Raw genomic sequence first — 16839 nt, 5'->3', positions numbered from 1 at the left:
TTCGTCAGCCCGATGCGCGTTCGGCTCGAAAGGCCCGCGCCGACGCGCCGAACCGGCGCTTGAACAGACGGCTGAAATGCGAGGGATGCACGAACCCCGCCTGATAAGCCAGCTCCGCAATGCTGCGATGCGCGTGCCGCGGACTGGCGAGCAGGTCGCGGCAAAGCAGGAGGCGTTGCTCGTAGAGATACGCCTCGACCCCCACTCCCTGGAAGATCCGGTGCAAGTAGCTCGGCGAAATGCCGCAGGCCTGCGCAATCGCTTCAGGCCTAAGGTTCGGATCGCCCAGATGGCGCTTGATGTAGGACTCGATGCGCTCGCGGTGAGCCAGCGTGACGCTGCTGTCGGCCTCCGAGGCCTGAGCCCGGCCGGGCTCGACCAGGAACAGCACGATCAGGTCGATCAGGCGTTCGCCCAGTTCGGCCACTTCGGCATCGGACCAGTCTCCCAGGCCCTTGAATAGCTGCTCCAGATATTGCGCCAGCATGGCGCCGCGCGGCGAACCGTCGCCGATGAAGAGTTTGTAGAACGGTTCGATGCGAGCGTGGCGCCGCTCCAGCGCCTCGCGGGGAAACGAGACGCTCAGGCTGCGGTAGCCCTGCTCGCCCTGCGCCGCGGCACGATACGGCGCGCTCTGGTTCATCAGGTACACACAGCCTGGTTCGACCTGGAACTGCCGGCCCGAGCGCGACACCTCGAGCGGCCCGGTCAGCGGCAGGCCAAAGGTATAGAACTCCTGCGACAGCCGCGCCACATTGTGCGAGGTGCGCTCGATCTGCTGGCCCTGGTAGTGCAGGTCGTTGAACTGGAACCCGGCGCGGCGCACGTACTGCACGCTGCCGGCGAATGCCTCGGACGAGCCGCGGTGCACTTCGAACGGCCCGAACGCGTCGCTCAACGTTTCGCACCACTGCTCGTAGCCCTGCGGCCCGCCATTGCGCGCGCCGCCCAGAGCCTGATGCCTGGAATTCCCTGCTGTCATGGCGATGTCTCCTGGGGAACTGCGCGCCCGGTTCATTTTTACCCTGGCTCTACATTCTGTTGACCCAGTCCGCACCTGGCGTGGGTATATGTTGCGCGTGGAATTTCCGCGCGCCTATAGTCGGACGAAACGCTGATAACTATAACGCCGGGCGCGGGCCCGGGCACCAGGAAGGAGACTATGCGCGACGATCCCATCTGCGGGATGGCGACGGCCTGTTCAGAGCCGGTTTCCCGCTACGCCGACTGTCTGGGCCGGGAGCTGCATTATGTGGAATGGGGTTCGGCCTCGGCGCCCCCCCTCATCATGTGGCACGGCCTGGCCCGCACCGGACGCGACTTCGACGATCTGGCCCGGGTATTGGCCGCGCGCTATCGCGTCATCTGTCCCGATACGATCGGCCGCGGTCTGTCGCAATGGAGCGCCGATCCCGTCGCGGACTATCGGCTGGACGCCTATGCCCGCCTGGCCGCCGCACTGGCCGACGCGCTGGACCTGACGCAATTGCGCTGGGTCGGCACCTCCATGGGCGGCGCCATCGGGTTGGTCGCCGCCGCCACCACGCTGCGCGGCCGGATCTCGCACCTGGCGCTCAACGACATCGGTCCCGAACTGCCTGCCCCCGCCGTAGAGCGCATCACGACCTATGTCGGCAACCCGCCCGCCTTCGCCACGGTCACCGAGCTGGGGACCTGGCTGCGCCAGGCCTATCGCCCCTATGGCTGGCAAAGCGACGCGCAGTGGCGACGCATGGCCGAGACCTCGACGCGCCGCCTGCCCGACGGGCGCGTCACGCTGCACTACGACCCGGCCATCGTCGGTCAGTTCCGCCACCACCCGCGCGACTACGACCGCTGGGACGAATACGACTCGCTGCGGCTGCCAGTGCTGCTGCTGCGCGGCGCGCAGTCCGACCTGCTGCCCGACGCCGTAGCCGCCGCGATGACGCAGCGCGGACCGCGCGCCACGCGCATCGATTTCGAAGACTGCGGCCACGCGCCGGCCTTGAACGTTACCCCCCAGATCAACGCCGTGGCCGATTTCCTGGCTCGACCCGGCGAACTTTAAAAACGCCACGAAGGAGACATTCATGAAACGACTGCTGCTGGCCGCCCTGGCCACCTTTGCCTTGCAAGCCCCGGCGTGGGCGAACGACTTCATCATCGCTCACGTCTACGACAAGACCGGCCCTCTCGAAGCCTATGCCAAGCAGACCCAGACCGGCCTGATGATGGGCCTGGAATACGCGACCCACGGCACCATGGAAATCGACGGCCGCAAGATCCGCGTGATCGAGAAGGACGACCAGGGCAAGCCCGACGTGGGCCGCGCGCAGCTGGCCTCGGCCTATGCCGACGACCACGCCGATATTGCCGTGGGCCCGACCTCGTCGGGCGTGGCGCTGGCCATGCTGCCCATCGCCGAGCAATATCAGAAAGTGCTGCTGGTCGAACCCGCCGTGGCCGACTCGATCACCGGCGCCAAGTGGAACCGCTACATCTTCCGCACTGCTCGCAACTCGTCGCAGGACGCCATCGCCAACGCCACGGTCTTCGACAAGGAAGGCACATCCATCGCCATGCTGGCGCAAGACTATGCCTTCGGCCGCGACGGCGTGAAAGCCTTCAAGAGCGCGCTCAAGCACGCCAAGATCGTCCATGAAGAATATCTGCCGGTGAACACCACCGACTTCACCGCCGGCGCGCAGCGCCTCTTCGATTCGCTCAAGGGCAAGCCCGGCCGCAAGATCATCTTCATTCTGTGGGCCGGCGCGGGCAATCCGTTCAAGATCGCCGACCTCGATCCCCAGCGCTACGGCATCGAGCTCGCCACCGGCGGCAATATCCTGCCCGCCACCGCGTCGTGGAAGTCGCTGCCCGGCATGGAGGGCGCCACGTATTACTACTACGGCATGCCCAAGAACCCCATCAACGACTGGCTCGTGGCCGAGCACGAAAAGCGCTACGGCCAACCGCCCGATTTCTTCACCTGCGGCGGCATGTCGGCAGCGCTGGCCATCGTCGAAGCCTTGAAAAAGACCCAGGGCAAATCCGACACCGAGACGCTGATCAAAACCATGGAAGGCATGAGCTTCGAAACGCCCAAAGGCAAGATGACCTTTCGCCCGCAAGATCACCAGGCCATGCAGAGCATGTATCACTTCCGCATCAAGAACAATCCGTCGCTGTCCTGGGCCGAGCAGGATCTGGTCAATGTGATCACGCCCGATCAGATGAACGTGCCCATCCTCAACAAACACTGATTGCAACGTGCTGGAAACCCGCGATCTCACCATTCGATTCGGCGGCCACACGGCCGTGGATCAGGTCAGCTGCCGGTATGAACCCGGCACGCTGACCGCCCTGGTCGGTCCCAACGGCGCAGGCAAGACGACCTATTTCAATCTGATCTCAGGACAATTGCGCCCCAACGCGGGCACCGTTCATCTGGACGGACGCGATCTCACCGCTCTGGGCGCCTCGGCCCGCACGCATGCCGGCCTGGGCCGCGCTTTTCAGCTCACGCAGCTGTTCCCGCGCCTGAGCGTGCACGAGAACATACGCCTGGCGCTGCAGTCGCGGGCTCAAGGGGCGAGTTGGCGTCGCATCCGCCTGTGGCGCGTCTGGGACACGGATCGCACGCTGCTGGAACGGGCCGACTTTCTGCTCGAACGCACGTCGCTCGAAGACCGCCGCAACCAGTCCGCCGCCAGCCTGCCGCACGGCGATCAGCGCAAGCTGGAGATCGCCATGTTGATGGCGCTGTCGCCGCGCGTCTACATGCTGGACGAACCCACGGCGGGCATGAGCGTGGACGACATGCCCGTCATGCTCGACCTGATCCGCGAGCTCAAACAGGACAGCGGCAAGATCATCCTGCTCGTCGAACACAAGATGGACGTGGTGCGCGAGCTGGCCGACCGCATCGTGGTGCTGCACAACGGCAGGCTCATGGCCGACGGCGAGCCCTCCGAAGTGATCGCCTCCGACATCGTGCAGCAGGCCTACCTGGGCACCGCACCCGACCGGAGCGCAGCGTGAGCAATTCTTCAGCCGCGCCCCCTCTTCTCGAACTGCGCGGCGTGCACACGCACATCGGCGCGTATCACATCCTGCACGGCGTCGACCTGGCCGTGCCGCAAGGCCAGGTCACCCTGCTGCTGGGCCGCAACGGCGCCGGCAAGACCACGACCCTGCGCACCATCATGGGCCTGTGGCGCATCTCGGCCGGCGAGTTGCGCCTGCACGACCGCATGGTCGGCAACGCCGACCGGCACATCACGCCACCTGACATGGTGGACCAGGGCATCGCCTACGTGCCCGAAAGCATGGGCATATTTGCCGACCTCAGCGTGCAGGAAAACATGCTGCTGGCAGCCCGCAAGGCGCGCAGGGCCGGCGACCTGGACACCGCGCGCCTGGAATGGATCTTCGGTTTCTTTCCGGCGTTGCGCAAATTCTGGCTGCACCCAGCCGGCAAGCTGTCCGGCGGGCAGAAGCAGATGCTGGCGGTGGCGCGCGCCCTCATCGAACCGCGCCGGCTGCTGCTGATCGACGAGCCCAGCAAGGGCCTGGCCCCGGCCATCGTGCAGAGCATGATCGAGGCCTTCGCCGAACTCAAGCGCGACGCCACCACCGTGCTGCTGGTCGAGCAGAACTTCGACTTCGCCCGCCGCCTGGGCGATCGCGTCGCGGTCATGGACGACGGCCGTATCGTGCATCAGGGCAGCATGGCCGAACTCGCCCAGGACGCCGCTCTGCAGACCCGCCTCCTGGGCCTTTCCCTGGACAGCCATCAATGACCGCAATCGCCCAAGATAGCCCACTGCCCGGCACGCGCCTGGATCCCGTCCCCATGCTGCTGGTCGCCGGCCTGGCGCTGGTCGCCCTGCCCCTGATGGGCGGCTTTTCCACCTGGCTCACGCTCACCATTGCCGGCCTGGCCATGGGCATGATCATTTTCATCGTGGCGTCCGGCATGACGCTGGTGTTCGGCCTCATGGACGTGCTGAACTTCGGACACGGCCTGTTCATCACACTGGGCGCCTACGTCGCATGCAGCGTCATGAGCGGCATGGCCGGCTGGACGCAATCGGGCAGCCTGCTCGCCAATCTGGGCGCGATACTGCCCGCCGCCGTGATCGGCATGCTGGTCGCCGGTGCGGTGGGCGCAGCGTTCGAGCGTCTCATCATCCGGCCCGTGTACGGCCAGCATCTGAAGCAGATTCTCATCACCGTGGGCGGCCTGATCGTGGGCCAGGAGCTCATCAAGGCCATCTGGGGTCCGCAGACGCTGCCCTTTGCGCTACCGCAGGCCTTGAGCGGCGCCGTGCTCATGGGCGATGCCGCGGTCGAGAAATTCCGGCTGCTGGCACTGGTCATCGGCATCGCGGTGCTGGCGCTCATGCTGTGGGTGCTCAACCGCACCAAGCTGGGCTTGCTGGTGCGCGCCGGCGTGGAAGACCGCGAGATGGTCGAAAGCCTGGGCTATCGCATCCGCCATCTTTTTATCGGCGTGTTCGTCGCCGGCGCCATGCTGGCCGGCCTGGGCGGCGTGCTGTGGGGCATGTACCAGCAGGCCGTCGTTCCCGAGCTGGGCGCGCAGGTCAACATCCTCATCTTCATCGTGATCATGATCGGCGGCATGGGTTCAACGCTGGGCTGCCTGATCGGTTCGCTGCTCGTGGGCCTGATGGCCAACTACACGGGCTTTCTCATGCCCAAGGCTGCGCTCTTTTCCAATATCGCCCTGCTCATTGCGATTCTGATGTGGCGCCCGCAAGGCGTCTATCCGGTCGCCTCGCGCTGAGCTTATTTTTTCGATTCGCCCATGCCCCGCATCCTCTCCGGCGATCTCCCCCGCAGCCGCATCCTGGCCGCGCTGCTGCTACTGACCCTGGTCGTGCTCGCCGTATCGCCCTTCCTCTTTCACGGCCCGCGCGCGCTCGCGGTCGCCGGCAAGGTGCTGGTGTTCATCGTCCTGGTGGCCAGCTACGATCTGCTGCTGGGTTACACCGGCATTGTGAGCTTCGCCCACACCATGTTCTTCGGCATCGGTGCCTATGGCGTCGCCATCGCGAGCACCACCATCGGTTCGAGCTGGAGCGCCATTGCACTGGGCACGGGCGCCGCGCTGCTGACGTCGCTGGTTCTGGCCGCCGTCGTCGGCCTGGTCAGCTTGCGGGTGCGCGCAATTTTTTACGCCATGATCACGCTGGCCATCGCGGCCGCGTTCCAGACATTGGTGTCGCAGCTGTCGGATCTGACCGGGGGCGAGGACGGTCTGAGCTTCGGCGTGCCGCACCTGTTGAGCCCGGCATTCCGGCCTTTTCCGGGCCGCCTGTTCGGCGTTGCGGTGGACGGCGGCATCATCGGTTATTACCTGCTGTTCATGGTGTGCGCCGCCCTGTTCCTGGCTTTGCTGCGCATCGTCAACTCGCCCTTCGGGCGGGTGCTGCAGGCTATACGCGAAAACGCCTTCCGCGCCGAAGCCATCGGCTTTCGCACCGTGGTCTACCGCAGCGGGTCCAACGTGCTGGCCGCCGCCTTCGCCACGCTGGCGGGTGCGCTGTATGCGCTCTGGCTGCGCTACAACGGGCCGGACACGACCCTCTCTTTCGAGATCATGCTCAACATTCTGCTCATGCTGGTGATCGGCGGCATGGGCACGTTATACGGCGCCGTGCCGGGTGCCGCGATCTTCGTGCTGGCGCAGAGCTATCTGCAGGACGGCCTGCGTGTCCTGCACCACGCGTTGTCCGGCCTGGGGCCGGTCGCGGCCTTTTTCCAGCCGGACCGTTGGCTCTTGTGGCTGGGGCTCTTGTTCGTGCTGTCGGTCTATTACTTTCCCACCGGCATTGCCGGCCGCTTGCGGGAACGCGAGAGATAAGACGTTCGCGCCGCCGCAAGCCGCTGCAGGCCATGAAGCTTTTTTATAGGTTGCCCTGCACGGCCGATTCGAATATCGCGGCGTAGCCCGCGGCATCTAAGGCAATCGGGTTCGTGCCGGCAGAACCGTCGACCACCGCCATCTCGCCGATGCGCCCGGCTTCACGCGCGTCGATGCCGATATCGGAAAGCTTGTGCGGAATGCCGATGGATTCGCGCAAGCCCAGCACCCAATCCATGAAGCCTTCGAAGCTGGCCGACGGCAGATCGAGATAACGCGCCAAGGCCTCGATGCGCTCGCCGATGGCAGATTCGTTGGCGCGCAGTACATAGGGCATCAGGATCGCGTTGAGCATGCCGTGATGCGCGTCGTACAGCGCGCCCAATGGGTGCGCCAGGGCATGCATGGCGCCCAGGCCGCGCTGGAAAGCCGTCGCCCCCATCGCCGACGCGACGAGCATCTGCTGGCGGGCCTCCAGATCCTTGCCGTCGTTCACCGCGCGCGGCAGATATTCCTTGATCAGCCGCATGCCTTCGACCGCGATGCCGACCGCCATAGGATGGTAGAACGGCGAGGAGTAGGCCTCGAGATTGTGCGAAAGCGCATCCATGCCTGTCGCAGCGGTCAACTTGGCGGGCAGGCCCGTGGTCAGCTCGGGGTCGAGAATCACCACCGCCGGCAGCATGCGCGCATGGAAGATGATGCGCTTGACGTGCGCGGCCTCGTCGGTGATGACCGAGGCGCGCCCAACTTCCGAGCCGGTGCCGGCCGTGGTCGGCACGGCCACCACGGGCACCATGCCATCCACGTTCACGCGCAGGTAGTTGTCGCCCACGTCTTCGAAATCCCAGAGGGGGCGCGTTTGCCCCGCCATCAGGGCTATCGCCTTGGCGGCATCCAGCGCCGAGCCGCCGCCGAACGCGATCACGCCGTCATGTCGCCCCTCGCGCAAGGCCCGCACACCGTCATCGACGTTGGCCCCGGTGGGGTTGCCTTTGATATTGTGGAAGAGACCGCAAGACAGACCGGCGGCCTCGCAGGCCGCGCGCGCGGCAGCCACCATGGGCATGCCCGCCAGGCCGGGATCGGTCACGAGCAGCGGGCGCTTCATGCCCAGGCTCTTGCACCAGTCGGGCAGTTCGGCGATGCGTCCGGGGCCGACCTTGACCGCAGTCGGGTAATTCCAGTTGACGGAAGCAGGCTTCATAAAACTCATCCTTGGCAATTGATCGGGTTGAGCGCGTCAGAGCGCGCGCAGATGGAAGGACTTGGGCTGCGTCAAGTGTTCGTAGCCGATCACCGACAGCGAGGCGCCGCGGCCGGTATTTTTCACCCCGGTCCAGGCCAGCGCGGGGTCCAGATAGTCGCACCGGTTCATGAAGAACGTCCCGGTCGCCACACGGTCGCCGATGCGCACCGCGGCGGCTTCATCACGGGTGAAGACAGCGGCGCTCAGGCCATAGGGGCTGTCGTTCATCCAGCGAATGGCCTCGTCGTCGTCCTTGACCGGCATGATGCCTACGACCGGACCAAAGCACTCGTCGTTCATCACCGTCATGCCGTGGTCTACATTGACCAGCAGCGCCGGCGCCATATAGGCCGTGTCTGCGCGGGCGGCCGGAAACCGGCTCGCATCGATGAGATTGCGCGCGCCGCGCGCAACGGCGTCGTCCACGATTTTGCGTACGCCGTCGGCAGCCGACCGGCGCACCAGCGGGCCGAGCGTGGTTTCTTTCTGCATCGGGTCGCCCAGCACATACTGCTGGGTCAGCGCTACGGCCTGCTCGACGAACGCGTCGTACAACGACTGCGCCACGTAAATGCGCTGAATGCCGCAGCACGACTGCCCGGAATTGAAGAAGGCACCGTCGACCAGCGTCTCGACCGCGTGATCGAGCTTGGCGTCCGCGCGCACATAGGCCGGGTCGTTGCCGCCCAACTCCAGGCCCACGCCGATGAACCGGCCGGCAGCCGTCTGCTCGACCATGCGCCCGCCGTTGACCGAGCCTGTGAACGACACGTAGCCGACCTCGGACGCAGCGATGAGCCGCTGCGTCATGTCGTGGCTGGCGTGGACAAACTGGAACACGCCTTCGGGCACGCCCGCCTCGACGAAGGCGCGGTGCATCAGCTCGGCGCACAGAGGCGTCTGCTCCGAATGCTTGAGGATCACCGTGTTGCCGGCCAATAGCGCGGGCACGATGCTGTTGACCGCCGTGAGCAAGGGGTAGTTCCACGGCGCGATGGTCAGCACGACGCCGATCGGCTCGCGCTTGATATATCGCGTGAAGCCGGCCTGCGGCGCGACCTGCACCGGAGCCAGAGCCTCTTCGGCGATCTGCATCATGTGCCGCGCGCGGCCGGCAAAGCCGTCGACTTCGCCCGGCGTGTAGCGCAGCGGACGGCCCATCTGGCGGGTGATCGCTTCGGCCACTTCGTCTTTCATTTCGACAAAGCGGTCGACCGCCGCGCCGACGAGCGCCTTGCGCTCGGCCAGTGCACACGCACCCCATGCGCGTTGCGCCGATTTTGCGCGGGCCAGCAGCGTCGACAGCTCGGCCTCGGTGACATAGGGACGGCGCACAATCTCGCGGCCGTCGATGGGGCTGATGGTGATGAGTTCCGGTTTCATGGGCATAGAATATAAGGTCGGTACAAAGCGGCAACGCGGATGACACCACGGATGGATGCCATGCCGCAACGAGTCCGTGCTTCAGATGATTTCGAAGTAGCGCGCCAGTTCCCAGTCGGTGACGTGACGGCGGAATTCGCGTTCCTCCCATTCGCGCGTGGCGGCGAAATGTTCGACGAATGCTTCGCCGAACAGCGTGCGTGCGGCGGCGGAGGCACGCAGGCGCTGCGCGGCGTCCCACAGCGTGTTGGGCAGCTTCAGGTGCTCGGGGAATTGCTGGGTATAGGCGTTGCCCTGGACCATGGGCTCGGGTTCGAGCTCCATCTCGATGCCGTGCAGGCCCGAGCCCAGCGCCGCGGCCAGCGCCACATAGGGGTTGGCGTCCGCCGAGCCGATGCGCACCTCCACCCGCTGCGACTTCTCGCTGCCGGGAATCAGCCGCAGGGCCGTGGTGCGGTTCTCCATGCCCCAGGTGGCGTCCAGCGGCGCCCAATACCCCGGCACCAGGCGCGAATAGCTGTTGACCGTCTGCGCGTACATCGCCATGAACTCGGGCAGGTAGCGCTGCACCCCGGCCATGAAGCTGGCCTGGGTCTTGCTCATGCAGTAAGGCTGGCTTTCGTCGTGGAAGGCCGACTTGTTCGTCTTCTTGTCGCGCAGCGACAGATGAATATGGCCGCTCTGGCCCGGATGGTCGTGCGACCACTTCGCCATGAACGTGGCCATCATGCCGTTGCGCTGTGCCAGCGCCTTGGTGAAGGTCTTGAACAGAAAGCCCTTGTCGGCCGCCTTGGCCACCAAGTCCACCGCCAGCGCAGCTTCCAGCACACCGGGACCCGTTTCGGTGTGCAGGCCTTCGATGGGCATGTCCATCGCTTCGCACATCTCGTTCAACTGACGATAGAAGTCGGATTCCACCGTGCTGCGCAAGACCGAATAGCCGAAATTGCCCGGCGTCCAGTTCTGCAGATTGCGATAGCCTTTCTCGCGCACCGATTGCGGTGTCTCGGTGAACATGAAGAACTCGTATTCGAGCGCGCCGTACGCATCGAAGCCCAGGCTATCCGCACGCTCCAGCACACGATGCAGCAATCGGCGGGGACACACGTCGGCCGCGGCACCTTCGAATTCGGCCAGGAAGAACAACATGGGTTCGCCGCCCGGCCCCGTCTCGAGCGGAAGGCGGCGGCAACTCTCGGGCACGATGCGGACCTGCGCATCCGGATACGCGGTGTGCCAGCCGGTGTATTTGACGTTGTCGTACAGGTGGTCGTCCAAGTCCCAGCCCAGGACGACATTGCAAAAACCCAGGCCGGATTTTAGAGTGGACAGGAATTTGTCCTTGCGCAGGTATTTGCCCCGCATCACGCCGTCGATATCCGACAGGCCCACCTTGATATGCGTCAATGCGCTCGCCTCGACCAGCGCAACTGCGTCCGCCACCGTTTTCACTGCGCGTTCTTGCATTGTTCCACCCATAGGTCGTTGTCATTGCTTCGCGCGCCACCAGGGCACACGCCCGACTGCAAGCAAGACCATACCACCGACGTGAGGCGCAAAGCGCGGGCTTTTTCCCGGAAAAGCCTCGTGGCCAATAAAAAAAGCCAGAGGAACCCCTCTGGCTTTCTTATTGCGAGACCGCAGCTGCTTAGATGATGCGAGCAGCCTCGACCAGGCGCACCACCGACCACGCCTTGGAGCGGGAGATGGGACGGCCTTCGGCGATTTCGACCGTGTCGCCTTCGTTGTACTGGTTGGTTTCGTCGTGCGCCTTGTACTTGGCCGAACGCATGACGATCTTGCCGTAGATGGGGTGCTTGACGCGGCGCTCGACGAGCACCACGACGGTCTTGTCCATCTTGTTGCTGACGACCTTGCCAACCAGCGTGCGCTGGCGCTTGGCCACTTGAGTGGTTTGTTCGGTCATGATTATTTTCCTGCCTTCGCGGTCAGCACGGTGCGCACGCGCGCGATGTCGCGGCGCACTTTGCGAAGCTGGCTGGTGTTGGCGAGCTGCTGCGTGGCCTTCTGCATGCGCAGGCCAAACTGCGCCTTCAGCAGGCTTTCGAGCTCTTTGCCGAGCTCGGCGGCGTCCTTCGAATGGAGTTCGTTGGCTTTCATATTCGTTACTCCTTAAGCACCGATATGACGCGACACGAACGTGGTCGAGATCGGCAGCTTGGCAGCGGCCAGGCGGAACGCCTCGCGCGCCAGCTCTTCGCTGACCCCTTCCATTTCGTACAGCACCTTGCCGGGCTGGATCTCGGCGACCCAGTATTCCGGGTTGCCCTTACCGTTACCCATACGGACTTCGGCAGGTTTCTGCGAGATCGGCTTGTCGGGGAAGATACGGATCCAGATACGGCCGCCACGCTTGATGTGACGGTTGATGGCACGACGGGCAGCTTCGATCTGGCGAGCGGTCAGACGGCCGCGGCCGGTGGCCTTCAGACCGAAGTCGCCGAACGAAACGTCGGCGCCGCGAGTCGCCAGGCCGGTGTTGCGGCCCTTCTGCTCTTTACGATATTTCCTGCGAGAGGGTTGCAGCATGTTTATTCTCCTTCAGGAGCCGGAGCGGCATCCGCCTTGCGGGGACCGCGGCCACGGCCGCCAGGACGACCCGCACGGGCGCCTTCCGGACGGTCGCCACGGGGGGCGCGACGCGGACGGCGCTCTTCTTCACGCGGAGCGGCGGTTTCGGGGGGCAGCTCGCCATTGGCCAGCAGATCGCCCTTGTAGACCCAGACCTTGACGCCGACCACGCCGTACGTGGTGTGGGCTTCGGAGGTGCCGTAGTCGATGTTCGCCTTCAGCGTGTGCAGCGGCACACGGCCTTCGCGGTACCACTCGGTGCGCGCGATTTCGATACCGTTCAGACGGCCCGAGCTCATGATCTTGATGCCCTGGGCGCCCAGACGCATGGCGTTCTGCATGGCGCGCTTCATGGCGCGGCGGAACATGATGCGCTTTTCGAGCTGCTGGGTGATCGAATCGGCGATCAGCTGAGCGTCGGTTTCCGGCTTGCGGATTTCTTCGATGTTGACGTGCACGGGCACGCCCATCAGGCGCTGCAGGTCGCTCTTGAGGCTTTCGATGTCCTCACCGCGCTTGCCGATCACCACGCCCGGACGAGCCGAGTAAACGGTGATGCGGGCGTTTTTGGCGGGACGCTCGATGATGACGCGGCCGACCGAAGCGCTCTTGAGCTTCTTCTTCAGATATTCGCGCACGCGGATATCTTCAGCCAGCATGCCGCCGAAAGCCTTGTCGTCGGCGTACCAACGCGAGGTCCAGTTACGGGTGACCGCGAGACGGAACCCAGTGGGATGTATTTTCTGACCCATCTTGACTCCTTAAGCTCCGACCTTGACCGTGATGTGGCAGGTCTGCTTCTCGATACGGTTACCGCGGCCCTTGGCGCGAGCCGAGAAACGCTTCATCGATTCGGCCTTGTCCACGTAAATCGTGGTGACCTTCAGTTCGTCGATGTCGGCGCCGTCGTTGTGCTCAGCGTTGGCGATGGCGGACTCGACAGCCTTTTTCAGGATGCCGGCGGCCTTCTTGGGCGAGAAGGTGAGGATGTTCAGCGCCTGAGCGACCGACTTGCCGCGGATCAGGTCCGCGACCAGGCGAGTCTTCTGCGCCGAGATGTGCACCCCACGGATAATGGCAGTAGTTTCCATGGTTTATCCCTTACTTCTTGGACTTCTTGTCCGCAGCATGACCCTTGAACGTACGGGTCAGCGCGAACTCGCCAAGCTTGTGACCGACCATGTTCTCGTTGACGTACACGGGAACGTGTTGCTTGCCGTTGTGCACGGCAATCGTCAGACCGATGAACTCGGGCAGAATCGTGGAACGGCGCGACCAGGTCTTGATCGGCTTCTTGTCTTTGCCCGCAACGGCCGCGTCCACCTTCTTGATGAGGTGAGCGTCGACAAACGGGCCCTTCTTGATCGAACGTGACATAGTGTTCGCCTCTTACTTGCGCTTGCGACGTTGGACGATCATGCTGTCCGTCCGCTTGTTACGGCGGGTCTTGTAACCCTTGGCCGGGGTGCCCCACGGGCTGACGGGCACGCCGCCTTCGCCAGTGCGGCCTTCACCACCACCGTGCGGGTGATCGACCGGGTTCATGGCCACGCCGCGAACCGTCGGGCGGATACCGCGCCAACGCATCGCGCCGGCCTTGCCGATCTGGCGCAGGCTGTGTTCTTCGTTGCTGACTTCACCGATGGTGGCGCGGCACTCGACGTGCACGCGGCGCACTTCGCCGGAGCGCAGGCGGACCTGGGCGTAGATGCCTTCGCGGGCCAGCAGCACGGCGGAAGCGCCGGCCGAGCGGGCCATTTGAGCCCCCTTGCCGGGCAGCATCTCGATGCAGTGGATCGTGGTACCGACCGGGATGTTGCGGATGGGCAGCGTGTTGCCGGCGCGGATCGGGGCTTCGATGCCGGAGATCAGTGTGGCGCCTACGGCCAGGCCGCGCGGCGCAATGATGTAGCGACGCTCGCCGTCGGCGTAGCACAGCAGCGCGATGTGCGCGGTGCGGTTGGGGTCGTACTCGAGGCGCTCGACCTTGGCGGGGATGCCGTCCTTGTTGCGACGGAAGTCCACGACACGGTAGTGCTGCTTGTGGCCGCCGCCCTTGTGGCGAACGGTGATGTGGCCGTTGTTGTTACGGCCCGAACCACGGATCTTCTTCTCGAGTAGCGAGGCTTCGGGAGCACCCTTGTGCAGATTGGGGTGCACCACCTTGACCATGCCGCGACGGCCGGCCGAGGTCGGTTTCGTTTTTACGAGGGCCATTTACTTCACCTCCGCAAAGTCGATTTCCTGACCGGCGACGAGCGAGACATAAGCCTTGCGTTCGTTGCGGCGGCGACCGATGAAGCGACCGAAGCGCTTCTCTTTGCCTTTGCGATTGAGAACCTGCACGGACTCGACCTGCACCTTGAAGAGCAGTTCGACGGCAGCCTTGATTTCCGGCTTGGTGGCGTCAGCGACGACACGGAAGGCGATCTGATTGTTCTTCTCGGCGACGAAGGTGGCCTTTTCGGTCACGATCGGGGCGAGAATGACTTGCATCAAGCGTTCGGCGTTCATCCCAGCATCTCCTCGAGTTGCGCGATGGCCGGCTTGGTGATCAGCACTTTCTTGTAGTGGATCAGCGACAGCGGGTCGGCATAGCGGGGTTCGACCACGGCAACATGAGGCAGGTTGCGGGTGGCGAGGTAAACGTTCTCATCGACGTTGTCGGTGATGATCAGCACCGAATCCAGGCCCATGGTCTTGAGCTTGGCGGCAGCCAGCTTGGTCTTGGGCGATTCGAGGGCGAACGTGTCGACGACAGCGATGCGGTCTTCGCGGGCCAGCTGCGACAGAATCGAGCGGATGCCGGCGCGGTACATCTTCTTGTTGACCTTCTGGCTGAAGTTTTCTTCAGGCGAGTTCGGGAAGATGCGACCGCCCCCACGCCACAGAGGCGAGGAGGTCATACCAGCACGAGCGCGGCCGGTGCCCTTCTGGCGCCACGGCTTCTTGGTGCTGTGCTTGACGTCGGTGCGGTCCTTCTGGGCGCGGTTGCCGCTGCGGGCGTTGGCCTGGTAGGCCACCACGATCTGGTGAACCAGCGCTTCGTTGTAGTCGCGGCCGAACACGGTGTCGGGCGCGCTAAACGTGGTCGATTGACCTTGTTCGTTCAGGAGCTTGATGTCCATTGCTTATGCTCCCTTCTTGGCAGGGGCCTTGACGGCCGGGCGCACGATGACGTCGCCGCCGGCCGAGCCGGGAACGGCGCCCTTGACGAGCAGCAGGCCGCGCTCGGCGTCGACACGAACCACATCCAGGTTCTGGACGGTGCGCGTGACGTCACCCAGGTGACCGGACATGCGCTTGCCGGGGAAAATGCGGCCGGGATCCTGCGCCTGGCCGATCGAGCCGGGAACGCGGTGCGAACGCGAGTTACCGTGCGAAGCGCGCTGCGAACCGAAGTGGTGGCGCTTGATCGTGCCGGCGAAGCCCTTACCGATGGTGGTGCCCGTCACGTCGACCTGTTGGCCGGCTTCGAACACGGATTCCACGGCAACGACCGAGCCTGCCGTAAATTCGGCAGCCTTGGCGGGATCCAGACGGAATTCTTTGAGATTGCTGCCGGCTTCGATGCCGGCCTTGGCGTAGTGGCCTGCTTGCGCCTTGGCGACGCGCGAGGCACGACGGGTGCCGTAAGCCAGCTGGACGGCGGCATAGCCGTCGGTTTCCAGCGACTTCACCTGGGCCACGCGGTTGTTCGACACGTCCAGCACGGTCACGGGGATGGACTCGCCATCTTCCGTGAACACACGGGTCATGCCGACCTTGCGACCCACCAGACCCAGTCGGAAGGCGACGGGCGTGGATGTCGTATTCGACATTGTTTTCTCCACAGGGCCAAAAGCCCCAGGTTACATTCCCGACTGCGATTGGTCGGGGCTAATCGGATTCGACGGTAAAGGCATCGAATCCTACATATTTGCTCTGGCACACCCAATAAGGCGCACACAAACTCACCAAAAAGGCGAGCTTTGCATCATAGCACGGCAGGCCTTGATTTCGCAAGACCTTTTGTCTGGCACAGAACATACGGGAAAAGCACGTCGTGCGCGCCTCGCCCTCGATGAAAAAAGCCGGACTTTCGGAAAAGTCCGGCTTTTTTCAGCCCCGCTCTTTTGAGCCGGGCTGGTGTGGCCTTACTGCAGTGCGATTTCCACGTCGACGCCAGCCGGCAGGTCCAGGCGCATCAGCGCGTCGACCGTCTTGTCGGTGGGATCAACGATATCCATCAGGCGCTGATGGGTGCGGATTTCGAACTGGTCGCGCGAGGTCTTGTTCACGTGCGGCGAACGCAGCACGTCGTAGCGGCGGATACGGGTGGGCAGGGGCACAGGGCCACGGACCACAGCGCCGGTGCGCTTGGCGGTGTCGACGATCTCGGCGGCGGATTGATCGATCAGCTTGTAATCGAAGGCTTTCAAGCGGATGCGGATCTTTTGATTTTTCATGAAATTTCCTAAAGAACGATTTAACCCGGAGCGTGGGTTTTTTGGCCTGCCGGTTGTACTTTTGCGGTCAGCGATCAAAGCCAAACGCGAAAGTCTATCCGATTAGGAGGCCTAGTGGAATAGGCACCCCATTTTCACGGGGTGCCGCAGCCACATTTAGGCGATGATTTTAGCGACGACGCCGGCGCCGACGGTGCGACCGCCTTCGCGGATGGCGAAGCGCAGGCCTTCTTCCATGGCGATGGGGGCCAGCAGCTTGACCGTCATGGTCACGTTATCGCCGGGCAGCACCATTT

At 64.1% G+C, this 16839-nt stretch carries 22 protein-coding genes and 1 pseudogene; 7 read left to right on the top strand and 16 right to left on the bottom strand.

The window, feature by feature from the left end; all coding sequences use genetic code 11:
• Positions 1-4 precede the first annotated feature (4 nt).
• Complete coding sequence (locus tag ACTHJ1_RS12685; RefSeq protein WP_440192887.1) at positions 5-982, bottom strand: helix-turn-helix domain-containing protein; 978 nt, start codon at positions 980-982, stop codon at positions 5-7.
• 180 nt (positions 983-1162) lie between these two features.
• On the opposite strand from ACTHJ1_RS12685, the gene ACTHJ1_RS12680 reads away from it, so the two are divergent.
• Genes ACTHJ1_RS12680 through ACTHJ1_RS12655 form a run of 6 tightly spaced genes read left to right on the top strand, consistent with a single transcriptional unit; the run spans position 1163 to position 6871 of the window.
• A complete protein-coding gene (locus tag ACTHJ1_RS12680) occupies positions 1163-2050 on the top strand; it encodes an alpha/beta fold hydrolase (protein ID WP_440192885.1) in 888 nt (295 codons plus the stop codon).
• A gap of 22 nt (positions 2051-2072) precedes the next feature.
• On the top strand, positions 2073-3245 hold the full coding sequence (locus ACTHJ1_RS12675; RefSeq protein ID WP_440192883.1) for a substrate-binding domain-containing protein: 1173 nt from the start codon (positions 2073-2075) through the stop codon (positions 3243-3245).
• 7 nt (positions 3246-3252) lie between these two features.
• The gene (locus tag ACTHJ1_RS12670) at positions 3253-4023 is read left to right on the top strand and encodes an ABC transporter ATP-binding protein (RefSeq protein WP_440192881.1); all 771 of its coding nucleotides are present in this window, start codon (positions 3253-3255) and stop codon (positions 4021-4023) included.
• A complete protein-coding gene (locus ACTHJ1_RS12665; protein ID WP_440192879.1) occupies positions 4020-4784 on the top strand; it encodes an ABC transporter ATP-binding protein in 765 nt (254 codons plus the stop codon). Before ACTHJ1_RS12670 ends, ACTHJ1_RS12665 begins: the two co-directional genes overlap by 4 nt.
• Positions 4781-5791 carry a branched-chain amino acid ABC transporter permease gene (locus ACTHJ1_RS12660; RefSeq protein ID WP_440192877.1) on the top strand — a complete coding sequence of 337 codons (1011 nt, stop codon included), beginning with the start codon at positions 4781-4783 and terminating at the stop codon, positions 5789-5791. Before ACTHJ1_RS12665 ends, ACTHJ1_RS12660 begins: the two co-directional genes overlap by 4 nt.
• 21 nt (positions 5792-5812) lie before the next feature.
• A complete protein-coding gene (locus tag ACTHJ1_RS12655; RefSeq protein WP_440192875.1) occupies positions 5813-6871 on the top strand; it encodes a branched-chain amino acid ABC transporter permease in 1059 nt (352 codons plus the stop codon).
• Between the two features lie 43 nt (positions 6872-6914).
• On the opposite strand, the gene ACTHJ1_RS12650 is transcribed toward ACTHJ1_RS12655, so the two are convergent.
• From ACTHJ1_RS12650 to rplC, 13 genes are all read right to left on the bottom strand, one after another.
• Positions 6915-8078 carry an iron-containing alcohol dehydrogenase gene (locus tag ACTHJ1_RS12650; RefSeq protein ID WP_440192873.1) on the bottom strand — a complete coding sequence of 388 codons (1164 nt, stop codon included), beginning with the start codon at positions 8076-8078 and terminating at the stop codon, positions 6915-6917.
• Between the two features lie 36 nt (positions 8079-8114).
• Positions 8115-9503 carry an aldehyde dehydrogenase family protein gene (locus tag ACTHJ1_RS12645; protein ID WP_440192871.1) on the bottom strand — a complete coding sequence of 463 codons (1389 nt, stop codon included), beginning with the start codon at positions 9501-9503 and terminating at the stop codon, positions 8115-8117.
• Between the two features lie 81 nt (positions 9504-9584).
• The gene (locus tag ACTHJ1_RS12640) at positions 9585-10970 is read right to left on the bottom strand and encodes a glutamine synthetase family protein (protein WP_440192869.1); all 1386 of its coding nucleotides are present in this window, start codon (positions 10968-10970) and stop codon (positions 9585-9587) included.
• Positions 10971-11151: 181 nt separating this feature from the next.
• Complete coding sequence (gene rpsQ / locus ACTHJ1_RS12635; protein WP_330916185.1) at positions 11152-11430, bottom strand: 30S ribosomal protein S17; 279 nt, start codon at positions 11428-11430, stop codon at positions 11152-11154.
• Between the two features lie 2 nt (positions 11431-11432).
• Entirely contained in the window at positions 11433-11624 is a 192-nt protein-coding gene (gene rpmC, locus ACTHJ1_RS12630; protein WP_440192866.1) for a 50S ribosomal protein L29, read from the bottom strand.
• A 12-nt stretch (positions 11625-11636) separates the two neighbouring features.
• Positions 11637-12053, bottom strand: coding sequence for a 50S ribosomal protein L16 (gene rplP, locus ACTHJ1_RS12625; protein ID WP_330916187.1), 417 nt, complete (start codon positions 12051-12053; stop codon positions 11637-11639).
• 2 nt (positions 12054-12055) lie between these two features.
• Positions 12056-12847 (bottom strand): 30S ribosomal protein S3, encoded by a 792-nt coding sequence (gene rpsC, locus ACTHJ1_RS12620; protein ID WP_440192864.1) that lies wholly within the window; start codon positions 12845-12847, stop codon positions 12056-12058.
• A gap of 9 nt (positions 12848-12856) precedes the next feature.
• Positions 12857-13186, bottom strand: coding sequence for a 50S ribosomal protein L22 (gene rplV, locus ACTHJ1_RS12615; RefSeq protein ID WP_019937396.1), 330 nt, complete (start codon positions 13184-13186; stop codon positions 12857-12859).
• Positions 13187-13196: 10 nt separating this feature from the next.
• Positions 13197-13472, bottom strand: a complete 276-nt coding sequence (rpsS, locus tag ACTHJ1_RS12610) for a 30S ribosomal protein S19 (RefSeq protein ID WP_440192862.1) — start codon at positions 13470-13472, stop codon at positions 13197-13199.
• A 12-nt stretch (positions 13473-13484) separates the two neighbouring features.
• Positions 13485-14312: a 50S ribosomal protein L2 gene (gene rplB, locus ACTHJ1_RS12605; RefSeq protein WP_440192860.1), complete on the bottom strand. Its 828-nt coding sequence runs from the start codon at positions 14310-14312 to the stop codon at positions 13485-13487.
• Positions 14313-14609, bottom strand: coding sequence for a 50S ribosomal protein L23 (gene rplW, locus ACTHJ1_RS12600; RefSeq protein WP_440192858.1), 297 nt, complete (start codon positions 14607-14609; stop codon positions 14313-14315).
• On the bottom strand, positions 14606-15223 hold the full coding sequence (gene rplD / locus ACTHJ1_RS12595; RefSeq protein WP_440192856.1) for a 50S ribosomal protein L4: 618 nt from the start codon (positions 15221-15223) through the stop codon (positions 14606-14608). Before rplD ends, rplW begins: the two co-directional genes overlap by 4 nt.
• Positions 15224-15226: 3 nt before the next feature.
• Complete coding sequence (rplC, locus tag ACTHJ1_RS12590) at positions 15227-15916, bottom strand: 50S ribosomal protein L3 (protein WP_440192855.1); 690 nt, start codon at positions 15914-15916, stop codon at positions 15227-15229.
• Here rplC and ACTHJ1_RS12585 point away from each other — a divergent pair.
• Positions 15897-16214 (top strand): hypothetical protein, encoded by a 318-nt coding sequence (locus ACTHJ1_RS12585; protein ID WP_440192853.1) that lies wholly within the window; start codon positions 15897-15899, stop codon positions 16212-16214. The two genes, rplC and ACTHJ1_RS12585, sit on opposite strands and share 20 nt — an antisense overlap.
• Positions 16215-16231: 17 nt before the next feature.
• Here ACTHJ1_RS12585 and rpsJ read toward each other — a convergent pair whose 3' ends face one another.
• Together rpsJ and ACTHJ1_RS12575 are read right to left on the bottom strand one after the other, a co-directional pair.
• A complete protein-coding gene (gene rpsJ, locus ACTHJ1_RS12580; RefSeq protein WP_003806903.1) occupies positions 16232-16543 on the bottom strand; it encodes a 30S ribosomal protein S10 in 312 nt (103 codons plus the stop codon).
• A 156-nt stretch (positions 16544-16699) separates the two neighbouring features.
• Positions 16700-16839: pseudogene (locus ACTHJ1_RS12575) on the bottom strand (elongation factor Tu); the annotation flags it as partial.

The sequence above is a fragment of the Bordetella sp. genome (genome assembly GCF_051960075.1).
In the GTDB taxonomy this organism is placed as follows: Bacteria; Pseudomonadota; Gammaproteobacteria; order Burkholderiales; family Burkholderiaceae_B; genus Bordetella.
Note: the sequence above shows the minus strand (reverse complement) of the source record. Positions and strands in the feature narration are given on the sequence as shown.

Coding starts and splice junctions, on each gene's coding strand:
- rplD (WP_440192856.1), bottom strand. CDS start 15,223: ATGGACATCAAGCTCCTGAACGAACAAGGTCAATCGACCACGTTTAGC.
- rpmC (WP_440192866.1), bottom strand. CDS start 11,624: ATGAAAGCCAACGAACTCCATTCGAAGGACGCCGCCGAGCTCGGCAAA.
- rpsJ (WP_003806903.1), bottom strand. CDS start 16,543: ATGAAAAATCAAAAGATCCGCATCCGCTTGAAAGCCTTCGATTACAAG.
- rpsC (WP_440192864.1), bottom strand. CDS start 12,847: ATGGGTCAGAAAATACATCCCACTGGGTTCCGTCTCGCGGTCACCCGT.
- ACTHJ1_RS12675 (WP_440192883.1), top strand. CDS start 2,073: ATGAAACGACTGCTGCTGGCCGCCCTGGCCACCTTTGCCTTGCAAGCC.
- ACTHJ1_RS12680 (WP_440192885.1), top strand. CDS start 1,163: ATGCGCGACGATCCCATCTGCGGGATGGCGACGGCCTGTTCAGAGCCG.
- rplB (WP_440192860.1), bottom strand. CDS start 14,312: ATGGCCCTCGTAAAAACGAAACCGACCTCGGCCGGCCGTCGCGGCATG.
- ACTHJ1_RS12655 (WP_440192875.1), top strand. CDS start 5,813: ATGCCCCGCATCCTCTCCGGCGATCTCCCCCGCAGCCGCATCCTGGCC.
- rplC (WP_440192855.1), bottom strand. CDS start 15,916: ATGTCGAATACGACATCCACGCCCGTCGCCTTCCGACTGGGTCTGGTG.
- rplV (WP_019937396.1), bottom strand. CDS start 13,186: ATGGAAACTACTGCCATTATCCGTGGGGTGCACATCTCGGCGCAGAAG.
- rplP (WP_330916187.1), bottom strand. CDS start 12,053: ATGCTGCAACCCTCTCGCAGGAAATATCGTAAAGAGCAGAAGGGCCGC.
- rpsQ (WP_330916185.1), bottom strand. CDS start 11,430: ATGACCGAACAAACCACTCAAGTGGCCAAGCGCCAGCGCACGCTGGTT.
- rplW (WP_440192858.1), bottom strand. CDS start 14,609: ATGAACGCCGAACGCTTGATGCAAGTCATTCTCGCCCCGATCGTGACC.
- ACTHJ1_RS12660 (WP_440192877.1), top strand. CDS start 4,781: ATGACCGCAATCGCCCAAGATAGCCCACTGCCCGGCACGCGCCTGGAT.
- ACTHJ1_RS12645 (WP_440192871.1), bottom strand. CDS start 9,503: ATGAAACCGGAACTCATCACCATCAGCCCCATCGACGGCCGCGAGATT.
- ACTHJ1_RS12685 (WP_440192887.1), bottom strand. CDS start 982: ATGACAGCAGGGAATTCCAGGCATCAGGCTCTGGGCGGCGCGCGCAAT.
- ACTHJ1_RS12650 (WP_440192873.1), bottom strand. CDS start 8,078: ATGAAGCCTGCTTCCGTCAACTGGAATTACCCGACTGCGGTCAAGGTC.
- ACTHJ1_RS12640 (WP_440192869.1), bottom strand. CDS start 10,970: ATGCAAGAACGCGCAGTGAAAACGGTGGCGGACGCAGTTGCGCTGGTC.
- rpsS (WP_440192862.1), bottom strand. CDS start 13,472: ATGTCACGTTCGATCAAGAAGGGCCCGTTTGTCGACGCTCACCTCATC.